This window comes from Halosegnis longus, from assembly GCF_009663395.1.
Classification (GTDB): Archaea; Halobacteriota; Halobacteria; order Halobacteriales; family Haloarculaceae; genus Halosegnis; species Halosegnis longus.
The window spans coordinates 104,397-123,892 of record NZ_QKNW01000001.1; the positions used below are offsets into that span (position 1 = coordinate 104,397).

The window sequence follows — 19,496 nt, forward strand, 5'->3', positions numbered from 1 at the left end:
GAGTCGGGTCCCGGAACCGAGGTGTGGACAGCGTATCCCGGTGTGCAGCCGGTTACCGTAGCTTGATACCCGTGCCCGGCGACCGGCGAGTATGGACGACGTGGACTTTCTCGTCATCGGTTCCGGCTCTGGACTCGACGTGGCGAACGCGGCCGCGAGCCGCGGCCAGTCGGTCGCCGTCGTGGAGAAGGGACCGATGGGCGGAACCTGTCTGAATCGTGGCTGCATCCCATCGAAACAGCTGCTGTATCACGCCGAGGTGATGGAAACCATCGAGGAGGCGGGCGAGTTCGGTATCGACGCCGCGGTCGAGGACGTGGCCTTCGCCGACATCGTCCGCGAGGTGAACGAAGACGTGTCGGGCGACTCGGAGTCCATCCGTCGGGGGCTGGAATCGTCCGCACGACACACCGTCTACGACGGGGAAGGACGGTTCGTCGACGACCGGACGGTCGAAGTCGTCGACGGCCCGGACGCGGGCGCGACGGTCCGCGCCGAGACGGTGCTCGTTGCCGCGGGCACCCGTCCGAGCGTGCCGGACATTGACAGACTTGACGAGGTGTCGTATCTGACGAGCACGGAGGCGCTCCAGTTGACCACGCCGCCCGAGGAGCTTGTCATCGTCGGCGGCGGCTACATCGCCGCCGAACTCGGTCACTTCTTCGAGACGTTCGGCAGCGACGTGACGATCGTCGGTAGACGGCCGAACCTCCTTCCGGAGGCCGACGAAGAGGTCGCCACGGCGTTCACCGACCGCTACGCCGACCGATTCACGCTCCACACGGGCCACGCTGCGACGCGCGTCACGGAAACCGAGACGGGTATCGAACTCGACGCGCGCCCGTACGAGTACGGCGACGACGGCGCGGGCGTCCACGGCGACCCGGTGACCGTGACCGGCGACGAACTGCTGGTCGCGGCGGGGCGAACCCCGAACACAGACACTCTGAATCTGGACGCGACGGGCGTCGAGACCGACGACCGGGGGTACGTCGAGACGGACGAGTATCTCCAGACGGACGCGGAGGGCGTGTGGGCGCTCGGCGACATCGTCGGCGAGTATCTGTTGAAACACAGCGCGAACCACGAGGCGAAGGCCGTCGTCAGAAATCTGTTCGGCGACGACCCGGAGCCGGTGGCGTACGACGCGATGCCGTTTGCCGTCTTCGCCTCGCCCGAGGTCGCCGGCGTCGGCGCGACGGAGGCCGACCTCGACGGCGACTACGCGGTCCGGACCTACGAGTACGGCGACACCGCGCGGGGGGATGCGATGCACGCCGACGGCTTCGTGAAGGTCATCATCGACCTGGAGGGGGCGATTCTCGGCTGTCACATCATCGGGCCGGAGGCGTCGAACCTGATTCAGGAGGTCGTCGTCGCGATGACCGCCGGCTCGGGGACGGTGCGGGATATCCGCGAGGCGATCCACATCCACCCGGCGCTGTCGGAGGTCGTCCAGCGCGCGTTCTCGGGGTCCTTCTCCCGCCCCTGATTACTCCTCGGCGGCGGCAAACTCCACGAGCGTGAGGTCGCGGTCGAGCATGCAGTAGTCGTGTGGCGGCTCGCCCTCGACCTCGGCGATGCGGTACTCGGCGTCGAACGACGCGCCGGCCGGCTCGCAGAACTCGTGGCTCGGACACCCCGTGTGCGGGCAGGGACCGGCGAGTTCGGCCGTCGAGCCGGCGTACGCCGACTTCGAGAGCACGTTCGCCCGAATCGGCGCGGGCGTCACCTCGACTGCCTGTACCCCTTCGTCGTGGACCGCACAGTCGAGCGTCTGCGTGTTCTCGCGCACCGTCTCGACGGTGTAGCGGCGACCCTCGGTCAGATTGAGACACTGGTCGCGGTAGGGACACCCCTCGCAGGCCGTCGCCTCCCCGCCGTAGACGAACTCGGTCCCCGGCTCGGCGAGCCGTGTCCCGATGAGCGTGACCGTAGTCATAGCCGACGAGAGGCGTCCCGCGACCCTAAAGCTCCCGTTCCGGGGAGTCGGTTGCTCCGTCGCGGCCGGTCAGTTCGTCCAGCTTCGCGAAGTACGTCTCGCGAGGCACCTGATACAGTCGGCGGTAGTCGACATCTCCCTCGGTGAAGCGGGCGGCGAGGTCGCGTGCGCCAGCCAGCGCGCTGTCGCGCGAGGGGAACGTCTCGTCGTCGCGGGCGACCTCCGGCTCCAGATACAGGGTGACGTACCACGGGGTGTCGGGGGAGGGGTCGCGCTCGGCTCCGGGCCGGCGCGTCCGCTTGCCCTGCGTGATGTAGATGGTCGGCAGACAGGCCGCCGGGAAGCTGCTGCCGTTGAACACGTCCGGACGGTACGCCCACACGAGCTTCGTCTCTCCGTCGTTCCAGCGGTCCCACCCGTCGGGGAGGTCATCCATACCGGTGGTTCGCCGGCCGACACAATCAGTACGGCGGTCCGGGGTGTGGCTTCTTGTCGCCGGAACGCGTGGGCCAGCCCATGCAGTTCGAGGTCGAGACGGACGAGGACACGAGCGTCACCGACATCACCGACGAGGTCTCCGGAGCAGTCCCGACTGGGCGCAACGGAACCGTCTCGGTGTTCGTCCCGCACACGACGGCGGGCGTCGTCATCAACGAGGCGGAGCCGCGGCTCGAAGCCGACATCGCGCGGTTCGTCGGCGGCATGGTCCCCGACGCCGAGTGGCACCACGACGAAGTCGACGACAACGCACGGGCACACCTCGCCTCGATGGTCCTCGGCCGGGACGTGACGGTTCCGGTCATGGACGGTGCACTCGACATCGGCCGGTATCAGTCTCTCCTGCTCGTCGACTGTGACGGGCCGCGGGTCCGGAGCGTCGACGTGGTGTGAGTCCCCCACGGCTTTGTCGCGAGCAGCCGTACGTGGGGTATGGACACTGCCGTCGTCTGGTTTCGGCGCGATTTGCGACTTCACGACAACGAGACGCTCGCCCGCGCGGTCGCGGACGCGGACCGCGTCGTCCCGCTGTACGTCTTCGACGATAGCGAGTACGCCGACTCGCGCTACATCGACGAACCGAAGACCGGTGAGTACCGCGCCCAGTTCGTCCGCGAGTCCGTCGCCGACCTCCGCGCGAACCTCCGGGCCCGTGGCGGCGACCTGCTCGTGCGCCACGGCGACCCGACCGACCTCGTCCCGGCGGTGGCAGCCGAGCACGACGCCGACGCGGTCTACTTCCAGACGATGCCCGCGACCGAGGAGCTGACGACGGAGAACGCGACGAAGGCCGCCCTCGCGGATGCGGGAATCCCGACCGAACGGTTCTGGACCCACACGCTGTATCACCTCAACGACCTGCCCACGGGGGTCGATTCCATCGACGACACGTACACGCCGTGGCGCAAGGAAGTCGAGCGCGAGGCGACGGTTCGCGACACCACCGAGACCCCGGCGAGCGTCGAGACGCCGGACCTCGATGTCGGCGGGATTCCGACGCTCGCCGACCTGGGGCGGTCGGAGTCGGAGCCGGACGACCGGCGAGCAATCGACCACCGGGGCGGCGAGTCCGCGGGCCGCGAGCGCGCTCAGACGTACATCTGGGAGGAGGACCGCCTGCGCGAGTACAAGGAGACCCGCAACGGGCTGCTCGGCGCGGACTACTCCTCGAAGTTCTCGGCGTGGCTGTCACAGGGATGTCTCTCGCCCCGGTGGCTCCACGAACAGGTCGAGGAGTACGAGACCGAGCGCGTCTCGAACGACTCGACCTACTGGCTCATCTTCGAGTTGCTGTGGCGCGATTTCTTCCAGTTCCAGTTCATCAAACACGGCGGCGACTTCTTCGGACCACAAGGGATTCGCGGCCGCGACGCGGGCAAGGAGTGGCGACGCGACGAACAGGCCTTCGAGCGGTGGGCCGCCGGCGAGACGGGCGTCCCGTTCGTGGACGCGAACATGCGGGAACTGAACGAGACGGGGTACATGTCGAACCGCGGCCGCCAGAACGTCGCCTCCTTCCTCACCGACGTGCTCGAAGTCGACTGGCGGTGGGGTGCGGCGTACTTCGAATCCCGGCTCGTCGACTACGACGTGTGCTCGAACTGGGGCAACTGGGCGTATCAGTCCGGCGTCGGCAACGACTCGCGGGACAACTATTTCAACGTCCTCGGGCAGGGGGAACGGTACGACTCCGGGGCGGCGTACATCAGCCACTGGCTTCCCGAACTCGCCGAGCTACCGGCGGAGTACGCCCACCGACCGTGGAAGCTGAGCGACGAGGAGCAGGCGCGCCACGGCGTACAGGTCGGAATCGACTACCCGCGGCCGATGGTCGACATCGAAGAGTGGTATCGGATGCACTAGCTGTAGTGTTGTTCTGCGAGCGTGAGCAGCGCACGCGGTGACACCTCGGTGTCGGTACCGAAGGCGACGAAGACGCCGTCGCTCACGTCGCCCGTGGGCCAGAAGTGCGCGACGAGTCCGTCCTCAAACAGTCGGAGCTTCCCCCTGATTTCCCCAAGCTCGTGAAACAGCGACTCCTGGAACGGCTGTTCGATGTCCTGTAACACCACGTCGTCGTGGATATCATCGAAGTCGACGGTAGTGTATGCATCGGTGGCGTCTTCGTCGATGTAGTGGATCTCGTAGCTACCCTCGTTGTACGTCGCCACGACGCGTAGCCCGTCGCCGTGTCGCTCGCGCAACTGCTCTACGAGTGCCGTCGCCTCGCTCACTGTTGCTCACCGTGTATGTCCATACCACGGATAACACGCGGCCCGTTGATAAGGTCGGTGGGCAGTCGTGGAGATTACTCCTCGTCGCGGCCGTACATCTCCTCAATTTTGTGGTCGTACTCCTCCATCACGTTCCGGCGCTTGAGCTTCATCGACGGCGTGAGCATGTCGTTGTCGGGCGTCCACTCGACGCCGACCAGCCGGAACTCCTTGATCTGTTCGTGTTTCGACAGCGACTCGTTCACCTCGTCCACCTCGGCTTGGACCCACTCGCGGACGCGCTCGTCGGCCGCGATGGCCTCCTCGTCGTCGGGCAGGTCGATGTCGTTCTTGTCGGCCCAGCGTTCGAGCGCCTCCATGTCCGGGACGAACAGCGCCGCGATGAACTTCTCGTTGTCGCCGACGACCATCGCCTGTGCGATGCGTTCGCTGGTGGCGAACTCGTCTTCGATCGGACCGGGCGCGACGTTTTTCCCCGTGTCGAGGACGATGAGCTGTTTGAGTCGGTCGTGATAGACGAGATAGCCGTCGTCTGCCGCCTCGATGATGTCGCCCGAGCGGAACCACGGCTCGTCGCCCTCGCCCTCTTCCGGGTCGGTGAAGGCGCTCTCCGTCGCGTCCGGGCGGTTCCAGTAGCCGTCGGTGACGTTCGGCCCGCGAAGCAGGAGTTCACCGATTTCGCCCTCGGCTTTCGCCTTCTGGTCGCCCGAGACGACCGACGGGTCGAGCTTCGCCTCCATCTCCGTCAGCGGCGGACCGAGCGTCCCCGACCGGAGGTCGTCCGGCGGGTTCGTCGACACGACTGGGGAGGTCTCCGTCAGCCCGTACCCCTCGTGGATGGGTAGCCCCATCCCCTCGAACAGCTCGGCGAGCCGCTGGGAGAGCGAGCCGCCCCCGGAGATGAACATCTCGATGTTGCCGCCCATCGTCTCCTTCACCGAGGAGTAGACGAGTCGGTCGGCGAGGGCGTGTTTCGCCCGGAGACCGAGTCCCGGATTCTCCGCGCGTGCGTAATCGCGTGCGACGCCGATGGACCACTCGAAGATGGACTCGCTCACGTCCGAGCCGCTTGCCTGCTCGCGCATCGTCGCGAAGACGCGCTCGTAGATGCGCGGGACGGAGGTCGCGGAGGTCGGTTTCACCGTCGCGAGGTCGTCTGCAATCGTGTCCGTCGACTCGGCGTACGCGACCGTCGCGCCCGAGGCGAACATGACGAAGTGACCGGACGTGCGCTCGTACACGTGCGCGAGCGGGAGGAACGAGAGCGCGCGGGTGTCGGTACTGAGCGTCGGTACGTCGTCGTCCCGGTCGGGCCGGTCGGCGAAGCGCCGCCGGACCTGATTCACGTTCGCGCGGAAGTTCCGGTGTGTCAGTTGGACGCCCTTCGGCTTGCCCGTCGTGCCGGAGGTGTAGATGAGCGACGCGAGGTCGTCCATCGACTGCTCGTCGAGCCACCCCTCGAACGCCGCGTCGTCGTACGCCTCGCTGCCCTGCTCGTACACCTCGCCCAGCGAGAGGATGTCGTCGCGGTCCTCGTGACCCTCGAACTCGTCGATGACGACGATGAACTCCAGGTCGAGGTCCTCCTCGATTTCGAGCAGCGTGTCGAGCAGCTCGGCGTTCTCACAGACGACGCCGGTCGCGCTCGGGTCGTCGAGCAGATACTGGGTCTGCTCTGCCGACGACTCCGTGTAGACGGTCGTGACGGTCGCGCCGGCGGACAACAGCGCGAGGTCGGACTGCGCCCACTCCATGCGCGTGTTGGCGTAGATGCCGACGCGGTCGTCGTGTTCGACGCCCAGCTCGCGGAACCCGGCCGCGAGCGAGCGGACGATGTCGGCCAGCTCGTCGTACGTGACGGACGCAAACTCACCGGTCGTCGCGGTCGGGAGCACGTCCGGCGTGAGCGAGCGGTCGTAGACCCCACCCTTGTACCACTGGGCGTCGCGCGGGCCGTTCCGGTCGACGCTGTCGAAGAACATTCGGGGGATAGTGGTCTCGCCGATGCTGGGGTCCGAGTAGGAGGATTCCGCGCGGAACCACTCGGTATCTGTCTCAATCATTGCTTACAGACTCCTCTACGGGCTAGGGCTTCAATCTACGCCCTCGGAGCCTCCGGGGGCGGCCGGAAAATCGGGTCAGTCGATGTCGATGCGGTGGCTGTCGACCGGCTCGTCGACTGGGAGGTGGATGTCGAGGACGCCGTTCTGGTAGCTCGCCTCGATGCTCTCTGCGTCGATGGTGCCGGGGACGTACAGGGATTCGCTCACGCGTCGCGAGCGGCTGTGTGTGCCGTGTTCGTCGTTCGTCTCGACTTCGTTGGTCGCGGTCAGGGTGAGCCGACCGTCGTCGAATCGGAGGTCGATATCCTCGGTATCGAAGCCGGGGAGGTCCGCCACGATGCGGTAATCCTCGCCGTCGGCCTCGAGCGTCAACAGCCCGTATCGGTCCGCGGCCGACCGCTGGGGCCGCCACGACCGCACGTCGCCGACGCTGTCCGCCATCGACTGGCGCATCCGGTCCATCAGTTCCTCCATCTCGCTGAACATCTCGAACGAACTACGTCGGGTACTCATGTTTTCTTTCACCAACTATCATAAAGGACCGCTGCGGGCTTAACCCTCGCGAGAGCCGTGATAGCACGCGCTCGGCGGTTGAGAAGTATGTGCACCATTAGGGATTTGAACCCTAGTCCTCGCCTCGAAAGGGCAAGATGATTGGCCGGACTACACCAATGGTGCGCACTTCGGGGTAGTGGGGAGGTATGAATAAATGCTTCCTTCTCGGGTGGGGGCGCGACCGCAACCGCCGGCGGGCGCGAGCGTACGGCTGCTCGCGCACCGCTCACTCGCGCACGACCGGCGCGGCGACGGAGCCGACGGACTCGACTACTGCCTCGACGGTGTCGCCGGGGTCGATGTGGGCTGCGCCGGGAGTTCCGGTCGAGAAGAGGTCGCCGGGGCGGAGCGTCGCGACCCGCGAGTGGAACGCGACCACCTCGCGGGGCGAAAACAGCATGTTCCCGACGCGGTTCGCGGCGCGTTGCTCCCCGTTATACCGCGTCTCGACGGTGAGCGAGTCGAGCTTCAACGGCTCGTCGGGCACGGCAATCGCGCGACCGGGAACGAGGAACGTATCGTAGCTCTTCGCGCGCGTCAGAAACCGTGGATTCCGCCGGAGCACGTCCTCGGCGGTCATATCGATGAGCGGGAGGTAGCCGGCGACGACATCGTCAACGTCGGCTTCTGAAACGTTTCGTCAGGTGCGCCCGACAACGACACCGAGTTCACCCTCGGCCGTGACCCGCTCCGTCTCGCTCGGCGGCGGGAGCCGAATCGGGCCGCCGGGCGCGGTGAGTGCGCTCTGCGGCTTGAGGAAGCTGGCCGGCTCCTCGGGACCGTCCTCGTCTAACTCGCCCGCGTGTTCGACGTAGTTCAGCCCGATACCCCAGAGTTTGCCGAACGCAGCGAGCGGCGCGCCGAACGCGAGACTCGATTCGCTCGTCCGTGTGGCCGTCGCGTCGTCGGGGGACCCGAGTGTCCCCGCGGCAGCACGCGGGAGGGCGTCACGCACGGAATCGAGGTCGGGATGGACCGAATCGAGTGGCACGTATCCTTCGTCGTCACCGAGCAGCGGGTCGCCGGTCGCGGTGCGGGCGAGATATCTCATTCCTCGCGGTCGGTCCAGAAGTCGAAGTCACGTCCGGGCGCGAACACGTCGAGCCCGACCGCGAGCTCCTCGCTCTCGTTCTCGACGCGGTGAGGCTCGTTCGCCTCCAGCAGGACGGAGTCGTTCTGTTCGAGGGTGACGGAGTCGTCTTCGGTGACGACGGTGAGTTCTCCCTCCAGACAGAGACACACCTGCTCGTTCTCGTGGTCGTGCATCGGCGAGGAGTGGCCCGGCGGCTTCTCGAACCACTCGAAGCTGAACCGGTCGCTGCCGGCCATCGAGACGCGCCGCCAGCCGTCCTCGGGTTCGTACGTCTCGGCCTCCTCGAACGGGACTGGCTTCATAGATTTGCGCCGGTCGCGCCGCCGTCGATTGGGATGGCCGTCCCGTTGATGAAGCCCGACAGCGGCGAGGAGAGGAACGCAACGGTGTCGCCCAACTCCATCGGGTCGCCGATGCGTTCGAGCGGGTTCCCCGCCCACTCGTCGAGTCCCTCCTCGTAGCTGTCGTACTCGCCGCGCTCGACGGCCGCGTCGACGAGATTCTCGATGCGGGCCGTCTCGTGTGGGCCCGGTAGGACCGCGTTGGCCCGAACCTCGGGCGCGAACTCCTTCGAGAGGGTCTTTTCGAGCCCGATGACGCCCATCCGGACGGAGTTTGACAAGACGAGCGAATCCAGCGCTTCCTTCACGCTCCGGGAGGTGATGGTGACGATGGTGCCGCCATCACCAGCTTCGAGATGTGGTTTCGCGGCACGCGCCAGTCGGACGACGCTCATCACGAGCAGGTCGTACGCCTCCTGCCAGTCCTCGTCGTCGGTGTCTATGAACGCACCCGACGGTGGGCCGCCGGCGGAGGTGACGAGGTGGTCGAGACCGTCGAAGGCGTCGACGGTCTCCTCGACGAGGCGCTCGGCGTCGTCGGCATCAGTCAAGTCACCGGGGAGGGCGATGACCTCGCCGGTCGCGACGGCCTCGACCTCGGCTTTCGCGTCGGCGAGTCGCTCCTCATCGCGGCCGTTGATGGCGACGTTGGCTCCCTCGCGGGCGAGCGCCTTGGCCGATGCTTTGCCGAGTCCGCTGGAGGAGGCAGTCACGAGTGCTGCGTTTCCGTCAATGGCTAAATCCATGGCTCGGATACCACAAGCGAGCGAAAAAACGATTCCGGAGGCGGTTATTTGCCTTCGAACTCCGGCTCGGAGTCACCCATGAAGGCCGTGATACCCTCCATCAGGTCGTCCGTGCCGAGCAGGTGGCCGAAGGACTGGGCTTCAAGTTCCAGTCCGGCGTCGAGGTCCTCCGCGCCCTTCAGCATGACCTGCTTCGTGAGCGCACGCGAGACCGGCGGACCGGCCGCCATATCCGCGGCGAGTTCGTGAGCGCGCTCCTCGAACTGGTCCGTCTCGACGACCTCGTTCACCACGTCGTACTCGTACATGGTGTCGGCGTCGAACCGCTCTGCGGTGAAGATAATCTCCTTGGCGCGGGACATCCCGACGAGTCGCTGGAGCCGCTGGGTGCCGCCCCAGCCGGGGAGCAGCCCGAGGTTGTGCTCCGGCAGACCGAGTTCCGAGCGCTCGGAGGCGAGTCGATAGTCGGCACACATCGCCAACTCGAAGCCGCCGCCGAGGGCGAATCCGTCGATGGCGGCGACAATCGGAAGCGGCGACTCCTCGAACGCGCCGAAGGTCGACTGCCCGTTGCGCGACAGTTCGATACCGTCGAGCGGGCTGGCCGAGGAGGCCATCGAGGACACGTCGGCCCCGGCCGAGAAGGCGCGGTCGCCCTTGCCGGTGATGAGGACCGCACGCACCTCGTCGTCGTCCTCGAACTCAGCGAGCGCGTCGCCGAGTTCCTCCAGCATCTCGGCGTTGACGGTGTTCATCCGTGCCTCGCGGGAGAGCTCGATGTGGCCGACCATGTCTCCCGGGTACGCGAGGTCGATGGTAGAGTAGCTGCGCGTCTCCTCGGTGTCGCCGTCGCCGTAGAAGCCGCCCTGCTCGGCCGCTTCGCGCAGCGCGTTGCTCACGTCGAAGCGGGAGTGGCCGTCCGTCTCGCCGAGCGATTCGAGCATCTCGACCAGCCGGTCGAGCCCGATGTTGTCGGCGAGCTTCGCCGGTCCCTCCGGGAAGCCGGCACCGAGCATGACCGCCTCGTCGATGTCGCCCGGGTTCGACACGTCGTTCTCGACGAGGTGGCCGACCTCGTTTGCCATGATGGCCGCGAGTCGCACCTTGATATCCTCGCTGCCGGCGTCCGTCGGGATGTCGACGCCGCCGTTCTCGTAGTCGTAGAAGCCCTCGCCAGACTTCTTGCCGTACTGCTCTGCGTCGACGGTCTCCTTCAGGAAGGGGGCCGGCTCGTAGGCGTCACCGAGCACCTCGTAGAGATACTGGAGCACGTGGTAGGTCACGTCGTTGCCGACCTGATCGCCGAGTTCGAAGGCACCCATCGGCAGCCCCATGTCGAACTTCGTCGTCGAGTCGATTTCGGCGACGGTCGCCTCGTCGTCGGAGACCATCCAACAGGCCTCGTTCATCAGCGGGACGAGGATGCGGTTAACGATGAAGCCGGGCGAGTCCTTGTGGACGCGAATCGGCGTCTTACCGAACGACTCGGCCAGCTGCTCGACGGCGTCGAGCGTCGACTCGGCCGTATGCGCGCCGGTGATGACCTCGACCAACTGCATCCGAACGGGCGGATTGAAGAAGTGCATCCCGCAGAACTGCTCGGGACGGTCGGTCACCTCCGAGAGGTCCGTAATCGACAGCGAGGAGGTGTTGGTCGCGAAGATGGTGCGGTCGGGCGCGTACGCCTCTACCTCGCTGTACACGTCCTTCTTAATCTCCATCTTCTCCGGCACCGCTTCGATGACCACGTCGGTGTCGTCGACGGCTTCCTCCACGTCGACGAGCGGGGTGACGCGGTCGGCAGCGGCGTCGGCCTCCTCCTCGCTTATCTGTTCTTTCTCCGCGAGCTTGTCGAGCGACCAGACCAGCTGTTCGTAGCCGTTCTCGACGAACTCGCTTTTGATGTCGCGCAGTCGCACCTCGTAGCCGGCGAGGGCAGCCACTTCGGCGATGCCGTGGCCCATGCTCCCCGCGCCGAGTACGGTAATTGTCTCGATATCGTCGAACTCCATGTCTCATGGTCTCTCGGCGACCGTTTCAACGTTTCCGTCCGCCGAACGAGGAACGCGTCGACCGTGGTCCGGTGTTTATTTTCACCCGACGCCCGGCCCCCTACTTAATTACTGGAGGCGTGAGATGGGATGGGTGAGCGATGACGAACGAAGAGGGACGAGCACGTGCTGGGCTCGTGTTGGTGGCGGTCGGGCTGGTACTGCTCGCCGTCTCGGCGTACAACACCTACGAGAACGTCGCCATCAGGGGCGATCCGATGTTGCCGGCCGCGGCGGAACTCGTCGTGCCGCTCGTCGCCGAGCTAGCGCTCATCGGCTGTGGCCTGTGGGTGTACAGACGGCCGGGGCTGCGACCCTACCAGCGGGAGATTCTGACGTGGACCGGCGTCTCGGCGCTGGGCGTCGTCGTAGTCATCGGCTGGCAGGTGTTTCTCCAGCAGTTTCTCACCGGCTTCCAGCCGATCTACATTCTCCCGAGCGTGCTCGCAATCGCGGCCGCCATCGGCGCTGCGGCTGGGGTCTACGCTAGCCTTCAAGCAGGCCGGCGCGCCGAACTCAACGAGATGCGCAACCAGTTCCGGACGCTGTTCGACAACGTCCCCGACCCTGTCGTCGGGGTGAGCGACGACGAGAAGCTCACCGTCCAGCTGGTGAACCCGGCCTTCGAGGAGGTGCTCGGTATGCCCGAGACCCGTATCGTTGACACCAATCTGGCCGAGCACATCGTCGACCGCGACACGACCTCCGCACGATTCCCGCGCCAGACCCCGACCGAGGAGGCGTGGGTCGCGGAGGACATCCTCGTAGAACTCAACGGGCGGCGACGGCGACTCGCTAGACTGGAGGCCCCGTTCGATGGGGCCGATTCCCCCGCACAGACCGGCTACGTGTTGTACGTGGACGTGACCGACGAGCGGATGCGCACCGAACGGCTCCGGGTGCTCACCAGAATCCTCAGACACAACATCCGCAACAAGATGACCGTCATCAACGGGATGGCCGGCTCACTCGGTGAGGATATCGCCAGCGCGAAGCGACAAGAGCAGCTCGACCGGCTGACACAGGCGAGCCGCGAGCTGACTGAACTCGCCGAGCAGGCACGCAACATTGACGAACTGGTCACGGAAGCCGAGGAACGACCCGTCGACCTCGCCGAGACGCTGCGAAAGGTGGTCGACGGACTCCGCGAACAACACCCGGAGGTGACCTTCTCGCTGGACGAACTCACCCCGGCCACCGTAACGGCGACGGCCGCACTCCCGGCAGGTATCGAGGCCATCGTCCAGAATGGCGCAGAACACAACGAGAATCCCGACCCGCGCGTCGATATCGCGCTCGACGTGGTGGACGGCGACTACGCCGAGATTCGGGTTGCGGACAACGGGCCCGGCCTGGACGAGGAAACCCACGCTCTGGTAACTGGGCAACAGGAGCCGACGCAACTCTCCCATCTCGACGGCCTCGGCTTGTGGCTGGCGCGGTGGGCTGTCGCCGACGCCGGCGGGAGTCTGGAGTTCGACAGCGACAGCGGGCTGACCGTCAGGATTCGACTCCCGATAACCGATACCGTCGACGTTGGGGACAAAGAGTTGCTGACCCAACAGGTTAAGTAGCTGAGCGACAACTCACTGTCCGAAACGATGGAGTACGAGTTTACACACCAACCGTCGTTTACGCAGTTGACAGTCACGCTGGACGCGGGCGAGTCGGTCGTCGCCGAGCCGGGGGCGATGGTCGGTCACTCCTCTAGCGTCACGATGGAGACGGGAACGAGCCGCGATGGACTGCTCAGTTCGGCGAAGTCGCTTCTGGGAGGCGAATCGGCGTTCGCCAACGAGTTCACCGCGAGCGACGGCCCGGGGACGGTGCGGCTCGCCCCGCCGTCGCCGGGAGATGTGATGGCCCAAGAGCTACACGACGAGACGTTGTACACTGTCGACGGGGCCTTCCTCGCGGCGACCGGCGATATCGATATCGACTCTGAACTCGGCGGGCTGAAGTCGATGCTCGGCGAGGCGAGTCTCACCCCGCTGGCGCTGAAGGGGACGGGCACGGCCTTCGTCGACGCCTACGGCGGGCTGGCGAAACTCGAACTCGACGCCGGAGAATCGTACGTCCTCGACAACGAGCATCTCATCGCGTGGGACGACGACATCGAGTACTCCGTCGAGCGGGTCGGCGGGCTGAAATCCACGCTGTTGAGCGGCGAAGGACTGGTGTTCGAGTTCACCGGCCCGGGAACCGCGTGGTATCAGACCCGGGACCTCGACGCGCTGGTGTCGGTGCTCGCGCCCCGGCTGCCGAGCCAACAGGAGTAACCGCGTCGGAGGGAGGAGCGCTATCACGTCACTCATCCGAACGTATTTGTACCCGCCTGCAGAGACGCGGGTGTGAAACAGCCGTCAGTCTCCCGGCGGCGCGTCCTCGCCGGGGCAGGGGCGTGTGCTGTTGCAGCCAGCGGCTCGTCGGTAGCGAGTGGCGCGGCCTCACCCCCACAGTCAGGACCACAGCCCGAGCTTGAGACGCGCGTCGATGAGCTAGTCGCCGCAAGTCTGGAGGAGTACGACGTTCCGGGTGCGACCGTCGCCGTGGTGTCGGGCCGCGGTGCCCCGCTTACGAAGGGGTACGGTCGGGCAAATCGCGAGCGTGACACGCCGGTGGATTCGACGACGACCTTCCGGGTCGGCTCCGTATCGAAGCCGGTGGTCGCGACGGCACTGATGAACCGTGTCGAGCACGGGGAACTCGACCCAACGACGCCTGTCTCGGTCTATCTCGACGCGCCGATTCGCGGGCATCCGGGCAAACCGCCTACGCTCGAACAGCTCATCACCCACCGTGGTGGGTTCGAATCGACGAACCGCGGACTCTGGATTCCGGAGTCGGCACCGCTCAAGTCGCTGGCGGCGTACCTGCGAGAAGAGCCACACCATCAGGTTCGGGAGCCGGGGACCGTCGGCTCGTACTCGAACTTCGGCTACGCGCTTGCCGGCCAACTGCTCGCTGCGACAAGCGACAAAGCGTTCGCCGGCGCAATCGCCGACGAGCTGCTGCAGCCGGCGGGGATGACGCGAAGCAGCTTCCGGCAGCCGCTGCCGGACGCCGTCGCGGAAGCGCACGCCACCGGCTACGGCTCCAGTGGTAGCTACGCGCAAGCCTCGTTCCCGCGTGTCGGACTGCGACCGGCGGGGTCGCTGTCGACGACGGCGGAGGATATGGCGCGGTTTCTCCAGCTTCATCTCCGAGACGGTGTTCTCGACGGCGAGCAGGTGCTCGAACCCGGCACCGTCGCCGCGATGCACGAACAGTGGGCGACACACGACGAGCAGCTCGACGGGATGGCATTCGGGTTCATCGAGGACGAACACGGCGACACGAGAACGCTGTGGCACAACGGGGCGACACTGTCGTTCTACAGCGAGCTGGTCATCGTTCCGGAGCACGATTTCGGCGTGTTCGTCGCATTCAACACCGACTCCGCGAGGAACGCGGCGACGGATATCATCGACGGACTACTCGACTGGGCGCTGCCCGAGCAGACGGAATCGACGCGCACTCCCGACGGGACTCCGACCCGTGCCGAGGAGCTGACGGGAACATACCGGTCGCTCCAGCAGTCACACACGTGGCACGACGCCCTCACCTCGACGCTGAACGCGCCGACGGTAGAGATTCACGTCGCCGACGACGGCGCGCTCGTCACTGACGCGGGGGGAACGACGAGCCGGTGGATCGAGATTGCGCCGCTGGTCTTCGAGCGAACGGACGGGAGCCGTCGTCTCGCCTTCGGAGAGCGTGACGGCGATATCGAGTATCTGTATCGGGGCGGGAGTCCAACCGCGTTTGCGCGCATCCGCACCCTCGACCGGCTGTGGCTCCACGGACTGTTCGTCCTCGCCACGGTAATCGGGATGCTTTCGACCTCTCTGCGGTGGTCAGAGACGACCCTGTATCAGCTCCTCCGAGATGGTGACGGAGCAGTGAGCAGACGGTTGTACACGGCGCTCGATGACCGGACGACACGGGCGCGGCTGGTCGCCAGAACCGCCGTGACGCTGTTGACGGGGGGACTCACGCTGGCGTTCGTCCATCTATCGGTGAACCCGTTGGCCGTACTCTCTGCGCCGCCGTTCAGCTTCCGCGTGCTGTTCGTCGGGACGGTTGCTGGGCTCGTCGGAACGCTCGCGAGCGTCGGCTACGCGGTCGACGAACTCCGGCACGACAGGTGGGAGCGTGGCGAGCGTGTCTACTACGGCCTCACGACAGCGGCCCTCGCGGGCTTTTGTTTGTTCCTGTGGCGGTGGAATCTGCTGTTCCCGCCGGCGTGACCGGCCTACGCGCCCGGTGAAACCACGTCGCAGGACAACGGTAGCGTTTTCTTCGCGGGCGGGTGAGACGGGCGTAGATTCGCGTGTCCCGGCCGGGCATCCGGCGAGGGACAGCGTCCCCGCTCGTCTATGTTCAACCGAGTTCGCGACGATATCCGGACCGCGCTCGCGACCGACCCCGCCGCCACGTCGGTCCCCGAGGCACTGCTGTATCCGGGGCTGTACGCCGTCTGGCTCCACGTCTTGCTCGTTCACCCGCTGTGGACGCGGGGGTGGCGGTTCACTGCGCGACTGCTCTCGCAGCTCGGTCGGGGACTCACCGGCATCGAGATTCACCCCGGCGCGACCGTCGGCGAGCGCGTCTTCATCGACCACGGGATGGGCGTCGTCATCGGCGAGACGGCCGAGGTCGGCGACGACGTGAACATGTACCACGGCGTCACGCTCGGCGGGCGGTCCAGCGAGCGCGTGAAGCGACACCCGACCGTCGAGGACGACGTGACGCTCGGGGCGAACGCGACGCTCATCGGCGATATCACGATTGGAGAGGGTGCGACCGTCGGTGCTGGCGCGGTCGTCGTCGACGACGTTCCTGCGGGCGCGACGGTCGTCGGGAACCCGGCCCGGGAGGTCTAATCGACGGCGCGCCAGAGATACCGGCTCGCGTACGACCGGTACGGCTGCCAGCGCTCGGCGTGGGCACGCATTCCGGCGCGGTCGTCCGTGTCGTAGCCGTACAGTTCGGCCATCCCCTTTCGGATGCCGAGGTCCCCGACCGGAAACACGTCCTCGCGAGCGAGCACGAAGATGAGAAACATGTCCGCGGTCCACGGACCGACGCCGCGAATCTCGGTGAGTCGGTCGCGCACGCCGTCGTCGGCCGTCTCGCGCAACTGCGCCACGGAGAGGTCGCCCTCGGCGAACGCGCGGGCGATGTTCTCGACGTACTCGACCTTCTGGCCCGAGAGACCGACCTCGCGGAGCGCGTCCGAGTCGGCAGCGAGTATCGCCTCCGGGGTCACTTCGAACCGGTCGAAGAGCCGCTGTTCGATAGCGGCCGCCGAGTCGGTCGAGAGCTGCTGGTTGCACACCGAGACGATGAGCCGTGCGAACGGGTCCGCGGCGGGGGTCACGTCGAGTGGGCCGTGGTGCTCGACCAGCGGCGCGAGTTCGGGGTCGCGCGCGAGCACGTCGTACGGGTCGTCGGCCACGGTTTACTCCTCCAGTACGCCCTCTGTGGGCTGGGCGTCCTCGTCGTCGGCGCGCCGACGCACGTCGACGCGGTAGTGTTGGAGGATGTCGCGCCCGAGCAAGAGGGGGTACTCCATGTGGCTGCGGTCCTCGATGCTCGCCGTCACGGTGTGTTGTCGGCCGCCGATACCGACCACGAGGTCGACGACCGGGCGTGATTTCCCGCTCTTCATCGAGCCGGATTTCACCGTGACGATATCCTTGATCGGGCCGGTGCCGATGTCGGCGGCGAGCTTCGAGTCGATGCTCGTCCGGGTCGCGCCGGTGTCGGACTTGGCGAAGACGGTGTCCTGTCCGCGCGTCCCCATCGCGACGACCTCTTCGATGTAGCCGATTGGCGCTTGTTCGTCGGCGGGGGCGGGCTGTTTGCGTGGCATGCAGTCGGGCTTGGAGTCGTCGAGCGTCGCCGCGAGTTCGTACACCGCTTCTTCGTTCACCTCGCCGCCGGCACGCTCGATAGCGAGCCGAGCGATGAACGGTGCGGGCGAGCGGCCGGTCGCCTCGAACAGCCCTTTGAATCCGGCCGTCGGGTTCACTTCGAGGATGTAGTAGCCGTCTTCGCCTTCGACGATGTCGACGCCGGCGCAGTCGAGACCGACCACGTCGGCGGCGCGCTTCGAGAGCTGTCGCACCTCGTCGTTGAGGGCGTCTGTCGCGTCCGTCACGTCGCCGCCGAGCGCGACGTTCGTCCGCCAGTCGCCCTCCGGCGCGTAGCGGTTCATCGCGCCGACGACCTGTTCGCCGACGACGTAGACGCGGAGGTCGGAGTGGCGCTGTTCGTCGTGGTCGATGAACCGCTGGAGAAACGCCTGCCGCGACCCGACCATCGGGTTCACCGGCTCGCCGGCGTCGATCTTCCACGTCCCGCCGCCGTGGGTGCCGATAGCCGTCTTGTAGACGACCTCCTCGCCGAACTTCTCGCGGTCGGCGTTGAGCAGGTCGGCGGACAGCGCCATGAACGCGTCCGGAACGGGAAGGCCGGCCTCTGCGAGGGCGGTGCCAGCGGCGAACTTGTGCATCGCCGTCATCGTCTCGGTCGGGTGGTTCAACATCGGGCGCATCCGGTCGAGCATCGTCGCGAGACCGAGCGCCTCCGCCGGCTGTTCCTCCTTCGAGAGGAGCAGTCGGTTGATGATGATATCCACGTCCGGTTCGAGCGTCACGTCGCCGTCGGCGATGTCGACCGAGAGCGTGTCGGCACGGAGCCACGCGGCCTCGAAGCCGAGCCGTTCCACCGCGTTCAGGATTGCTTTCGTCTCCTTGGAGTTGTGGAGACTCAACACGCCAACGGAGATGTCGTCGTTCATATCTGAGGAGTGCGTCGCGGTCTGAAAACCCTGCCGGATAGCGTCCGACGCGGCTTTTTGTGCGCTCACGGCGGAGACTCCGTATGGCAGACTCGTTCACGTACGATGGGGGAAGCGTCGCACCCGGCGAGACGCAGAACCTCCGCTATTCGGTCTCCGAGACCTACCTCGGTGACCCGGTCCGGATTCCCGTCACGGTCGTCAACGGTGAGCGCGACGGGCCGACCGTCGTCCTCTCGGCGGCGGCCCACGGCGACGAACTCAACGGTATCGAGGTGGTGCGGGAGGTGGCACACGAGTGGGACCACGCCGACCTGGTCGGCACGCTCGTCTGTCTCCCCGTCCTGAACGTGCAGGGGTTCATCGCCCAACAGCGGTATCTGCCGATACACGACCGCGACCTGAACCGGTCGTTTCCGGGGAGTCCAGACTCCACGAGCGCGAAGCGAATCGCCCACCGCATCTTCCAGAACTTCATCGCGCCCTGTGATTTGGGCATCGACTTCCACACCTCGACGCGCGGACGGACGAACGCGGTTCACGTCCGTGCGGACATGGACGACGAGGGTGTGTCCCGTGTCGCGAACGCGTTCGCCTCGCACGTCATCATCGACTCGACCGGGCCGTCGGGGGCACTCCGGCGCGAGGCGACCGCCGCAGGCGTCCCGACCGTGACAGTCGAGATGGGCGAGGCACACCGGTTCCAGCGGTCGCTCATCGACCGGGCGCTGGCCGGGACGTTGTCGGTGCTCAACGAGTTCGGCGCGCGGACGGACGGCGTCGTCTCGTGGCCCGGCTGGCGGACCGTCATCGGCGACGACGACGAGAAGACGTGGCTCCGGGCCGACGTTGGTGGGCTGGTGGAGATGCACCACGAGCGGAGCGCGCTGGTCGAGGCTGGAGAGCGCGTCTGTACGATTACGAACCCGTTCAAGCGGGAGTCGGGGGCGATACGCGCGCCGTTTACCGGGCTGCTCGTCGGCGTGTTGGAGAATCCGCTCGTCTATCCGGGGAATCCGGTGTGTCACCTCGTCGAGTTGGACGAAGCGACCCGGCACGCGGTGGAGATGCACCGGTCGTCGCGGTCGGAGCCGCAGGGGTGAGCCGGTCAACGTAGACCGCCGAG

General features: G+C 66.5%; 18 protein-coding genes, 1 tRNA gene and 1 pseudogene. 8 read left to right on the forward strand and 12 right to left on the reverse strand.

All coding sequences use genetic code 11. The features are described from left to right. The first annotated feature begins 91 nt into the window (after positions 1-91). Positions 92-1,492 carry a dihydrolipoyl dehydrogenase gene (locus DM818_RS00480; RefSeq protein ID WP_153952202.1) on the forward strand — a complete coding sequence of 467 codons (1,401 nt, stop codon included), beginning with the start codon at positions 92-94 and terminating at the stop codon, positions 1,490-1,492. On the opposite strand, the gene DM818_RS00485 is transcribed toward DM818_RS00480, so the two are convergent. Continuing rightward, positions 1,493-1,942, reverse strand: a complete 450-nt coding sequence (locus DM818_RS00485) for a UPF0179 family protein (protein WP_075936195.1) — start codon at positions 1,940-1,942, stop codon at positions 1,493-1,495. Between the two features lie 25 nt (positions 1,943-1,967). Next, on the reverse strand, positions 1,968-2,378 hold the full coding sequence (locus tag DM818_RS00490; RefSeq protein WP_075936194.1) for a DUF5820 family protein: 411 nt from the start codon (positions 2,376-2,378) through the stop codon (positions 1,968-1,970). Between the two features lie 80 nt (positions 2,379-2,458). On the opposite strand from DM818_RS00490, the gene DM818_RS00495 reads away from it, so the two are divergent. Both DM818_RS00495 and DM818_RS00500 read left to right on the forward strand, forming a co-directional pair. Further along, positions 2,459-2,833, forward strand: a complete 375-nt coding sequence (locus DM818_RS00495; RefSeq protein WP_075936193.1) for a secondary thiamine-phosphate synthase enzyme YjbQ — start codon at positions 2,459-2,461, stop codon at positions 2,831-2,833. Between the two features lie 39 nt (positions 2,834-2,872). Then, positions 2,873-4,303 (forward strand): DASH family cryptochrome, encoded by a 1,431-nt coding sequence (locus DM818_RS00500; protein WP_123124021.1) that lies wholly within the window; start codon positions 2,873-2,875, stop codon positions 4,301-4,303. On the opposite strand, the gene DM818_RS00505 is transcribed toward DM818_RS00500, so the two are convergent. The 8 genes and pseudogenes from DM818_RS00505 to DM818_RS00540 all read right to left on the reverse strand — a co-directional run bounded on the left by DM818_RS00505 (position 4,300) and on the right by DM818_RS00540 (position 11,484). Further along, entirely contained in the window at positions 4,300-4,674 is a 375-nt protein-coding gene (locus DM818_RS00505) for a hypothetical protein (RefSeq protein ID WP_075936191.1), read from the reverse strand. The genes DM818_RS00500 and DM818_RS00505 overlap by 4 nt on opposite strands. Before the next feature lie 74 nt (positions 4,675-4,748). Beyond that, the gene (locus tag DM818_RS00510) at positions 4,749-6,737 is read right to left on the reverse strand and encodes an AMP-dependent synthetase/ligase (RefSeq protein ID WP_153952203.1); all 1,989 of its coding nucleotides are present in this window, start codon (positions 6,735-6,737) and stop codon (positions 4,749-4,751) included. 75 nt (positions 6,738-6,812) lie between these two features. Further along, on the reverse strand, positions 6,813-7,250 hold the full coding sequence (locus DM818_RS00515) for an Hsp20/alpha crystallin family protein (protein ID WP_123124020.1): 438 nt from the start codon (positions 7,248-7,250) through the stop codon (positions 6,813-6,815). A 90-nt stretch (positions 7,251-7,340) separates the two neighbouring features. Continuing rightward, a tRNA-Glu gene (locus DM818_RS00520) sits at positions 7,341-7,415 on the reverse strand. Positions 7,416-7,518: 103 nt separating this feature from the next. After that, a pseudogene (locus DM818_RS00525) lies at positions 7,519-8,343 on the reverse strand (fumarylacetoacetate hydrolase family protein). Further along, on the reverse strand, positions 8,340-8,687 hold the full coding sequence (locus DM818_RS00530; RefSeq protein WP_123124019.1) for a cupin domain-containing protein: 348 nt from the start codon (positions 8,685-8,687) through the stop codon (positions 8,340-8,342). Before DM818_RS00530 ends, DM818_RS00525 begins: the two are co-directional and overlap by 4 nt. After that, positions 8,684-9,472: an SDR family oxidoreductase gene (locus tag DM818_RS00535; RefSeq protein ID WP_123124018.1), complete on the reverse strand. Its 789-nt coding sequence runs from the start codon at positions 9,470-9,472 to the stop codon at positions 8,684-8,686. The genes DM818_RS00530 and DM818_RS00535 overlap by 4 nt, the downstream gene beginning before the upstream one ends. A gap of 44 nt (positions 9,473-9,516) precedes the next feature. Continuing rightward, entirely contained in the window at positions 9,517-11,484 is a 1,968-nt protein-coding gene (locus DM818_RS00540; protein ID WP_123124017.1) for a 3-hydroxyacyl-CoA dehydrogenase/enoyl-CoA hydratase family protein, read from the reverse strand. Between the two features lie 140 nt (positions 11,485-11,624). Here DM818_RS00540 and DM818_RS00545 point away from each other — a divergent pair, with 140 nt between their 5' ends. The 4 genes from DM818_RS00545 (at position 11,625) to cysE (ending at position 16,448) form a co-directional block, all read left to right on the forward strand. After that, complete coding sequence (locus DM818_RS00545; RefSeq protein WP_123124016.1) at positions 11,625-13,097, forward strand: ATP-binding protein; 1,473 nt, start codon at positions 11,625-11,627, stop codon at positions 13,095-13,097. A gap of 27 nt (positions 13,098-13,124) precedes the next feature. Next, positions 13,125-13,802 carry a TIGR00266 family protein gene (locus tag DM818_RS00550; protein ID WP_123124015.1) on the forward strand — a complete coding sequence of 226 codons (678 nt, stop codon included), beginning with the start codon at positions 13,125-13,127 and terminating at the stop codon, positions 13,800-13,802. Positions 13,803-13,874: 72 nt separating this feature from the next. Beyond that, the gene (locus DM818_RS00555) at positions 13,875-15,812 is read left to right on the forward strand and encodes a serine hydrolase domain-containing protein (protein WP_123124014.1); all 1,938 of its coding nucleotides are present in this window, start codon (positions 13,875-13,877) and stop codon (positions 15,810-15,812) included. A 129-nt stretch (positions 15,813-15,941) separates the two neighbouring features. Beyond that, complete coding sequence (cysE, locus tag DM818_RS00560; RefSeq protein ID WP_075936183.1) at positions 15,942-16,448, forward strand: serine O-acetyltransferase; 507 nt, start codon at positions 15,942-15,944, stop codon at positions 16,446-16,448. Here the strand turns inward: cysE and DM818_RS00565 are convergent. Together DM818_RS00565 and DM818_RS00570 are read right to left on the reverse strand one after the other, a co-directional pair. After that, positions 16,445-17,023 carry a DNA-3-methyladenine glycosylase family protein gene (locus DM818_RS00565; RefSeq protein WP_153952204.1) on the reverse strand — a complete coding sequence of 193 codons (579 nt, stop codon included), beginning with the start codon at positions 17,021-17,023 and terminating at the stop codon, positions 16,445-16,447. The genes cysE and DM818_RS00565 overlap by 4 nt on opposite strands. Positions 17,024-17,026: 3 nt before the next feature. After that, a complete protein-coding gene (locus DM818_RS00570; protein WP_075936181.1) occupies positions 17,027-18,370 on the reverse strand; it encodes a RimK family alpha-L-glutamate ligase in 1,344 nt (447 codons plus the stop codon). Between the two features lie 83 nt (positions 18,371-18,453). Between DM818_RS00570 and DM818_RS00575 the strand changes: the two genes are divergently transcribed. Beyond that, complete coding sequence (locus DM818_RS00575; protein ID WP_075936180.1) at positions 18,454-19,473, forward strand: succinylglutamate desuccinylase/aspartoacylase family protein; 1,020 nt, start codon at positions 18,454-18,456, stop codon at positions 19,471-19,473. Positions 19,474-19,496 lie beyond the last annotated feature (23 nt).

Coding starts and splice junctions, on each gene's coding strand:
- cysE (WP_075936183.1), top strand. CDS start 15,942: ATGTTCAACCGAGTTCGCGACGATATCCGGACCGCGCTCGCGACCGAC.
- DM818_RS00545 (WP_123124016.1), top strand. CDS start 11,625: ATGACGAACGAAGAGGGACGAGCACGTGCTGGGCTCGTGTTGGTGGCG.
- DM818_RS00515 (WP_123124020.1), bottom strand. CDS start 7,250: ATGAGTACCCGACGTAGTTCGTTCGAGATGTTCAGCGAGATGGAGGAA.
- DM818_RS00490 (WP_075936194.1), bottom strand. CDS start 2,378: ATGGATGACCTCCCCGACGGGTGGGACCGCTGGAACGACGGAGAGACG.
- DM818_RS00570 (WP_075936181.1), bottom strand. CDS start 18,370: ATGAACGACGACATCTCCGTTGGCGTGTTGAGTCTCCACAACTCCAAG.
- DM818_RS00485 (WP_075936195.1), bottom strand. CDS start 1,942: ATGACTACGGTCACGCTCATCGGGACACGGCTCGCCGAGCCGGGGACC.
- DM818_RS00550 (WP_123124015.1), top strand. CDS start 13,125: ATGGAGTACGAGTTTACACACCAACCGTCGTTTACGCAGTTGACAGTC.
- DM818_RS00530 (WP_123124019.1), bottom strand. CDS start 8,687: ATGAAGCCAGTCCCGTTCGAGGAGGCCGAGACGTACGAACCCGAGGAC.
- DM818_RS00495 (WP_075936193.1), top strand. CDS start 2,459: ATGCAGTTCGAGGTCGAGACGGACGAGGACACGAGCGTCACCGACATC.
- DM818_RS00500 (WP_123124021.1), top strand. CDS start 2,873: ATGGACACTGCCGTCGTCTGGTTTCGGCGCGATTTGCGACTTCACGAC.
- DM818_RS00480 (WP_153952202.1), top strand. CDS start 92: ATGGACGACGTGGACTTTCTCGTCATCGGTTCCGGCTCTGGACTCGAC.
- DM818_RS00575 (WP_075936180.1), top strand. CDS start 18,454: ATGGCAGACTCGTTCACGTACGATGGGGGAAGCGTCGCACCCGGCGAG.
- DM818_RS00535 (WP_123124018.1), bottom strand. CDS start 9,472: ATGGATTTAGCCATTGACGGAAACGCAGCACTCGTGACTGCCTCCTCC.
- DM818_RS00540 (WP_123124017.1), bottom strand. CDS start 11,484: ATGGAGTTCGACGATATCGAGACAATTACCGTACTCGGCGCGGGGAGC.
- DM818_RS00510 (WP_153952203.1), bottom strand. CDS start 6,737: ATGATTGAGACAGATACCGAGTGGTTCCGCGCGGAATCCTCCTACTCG.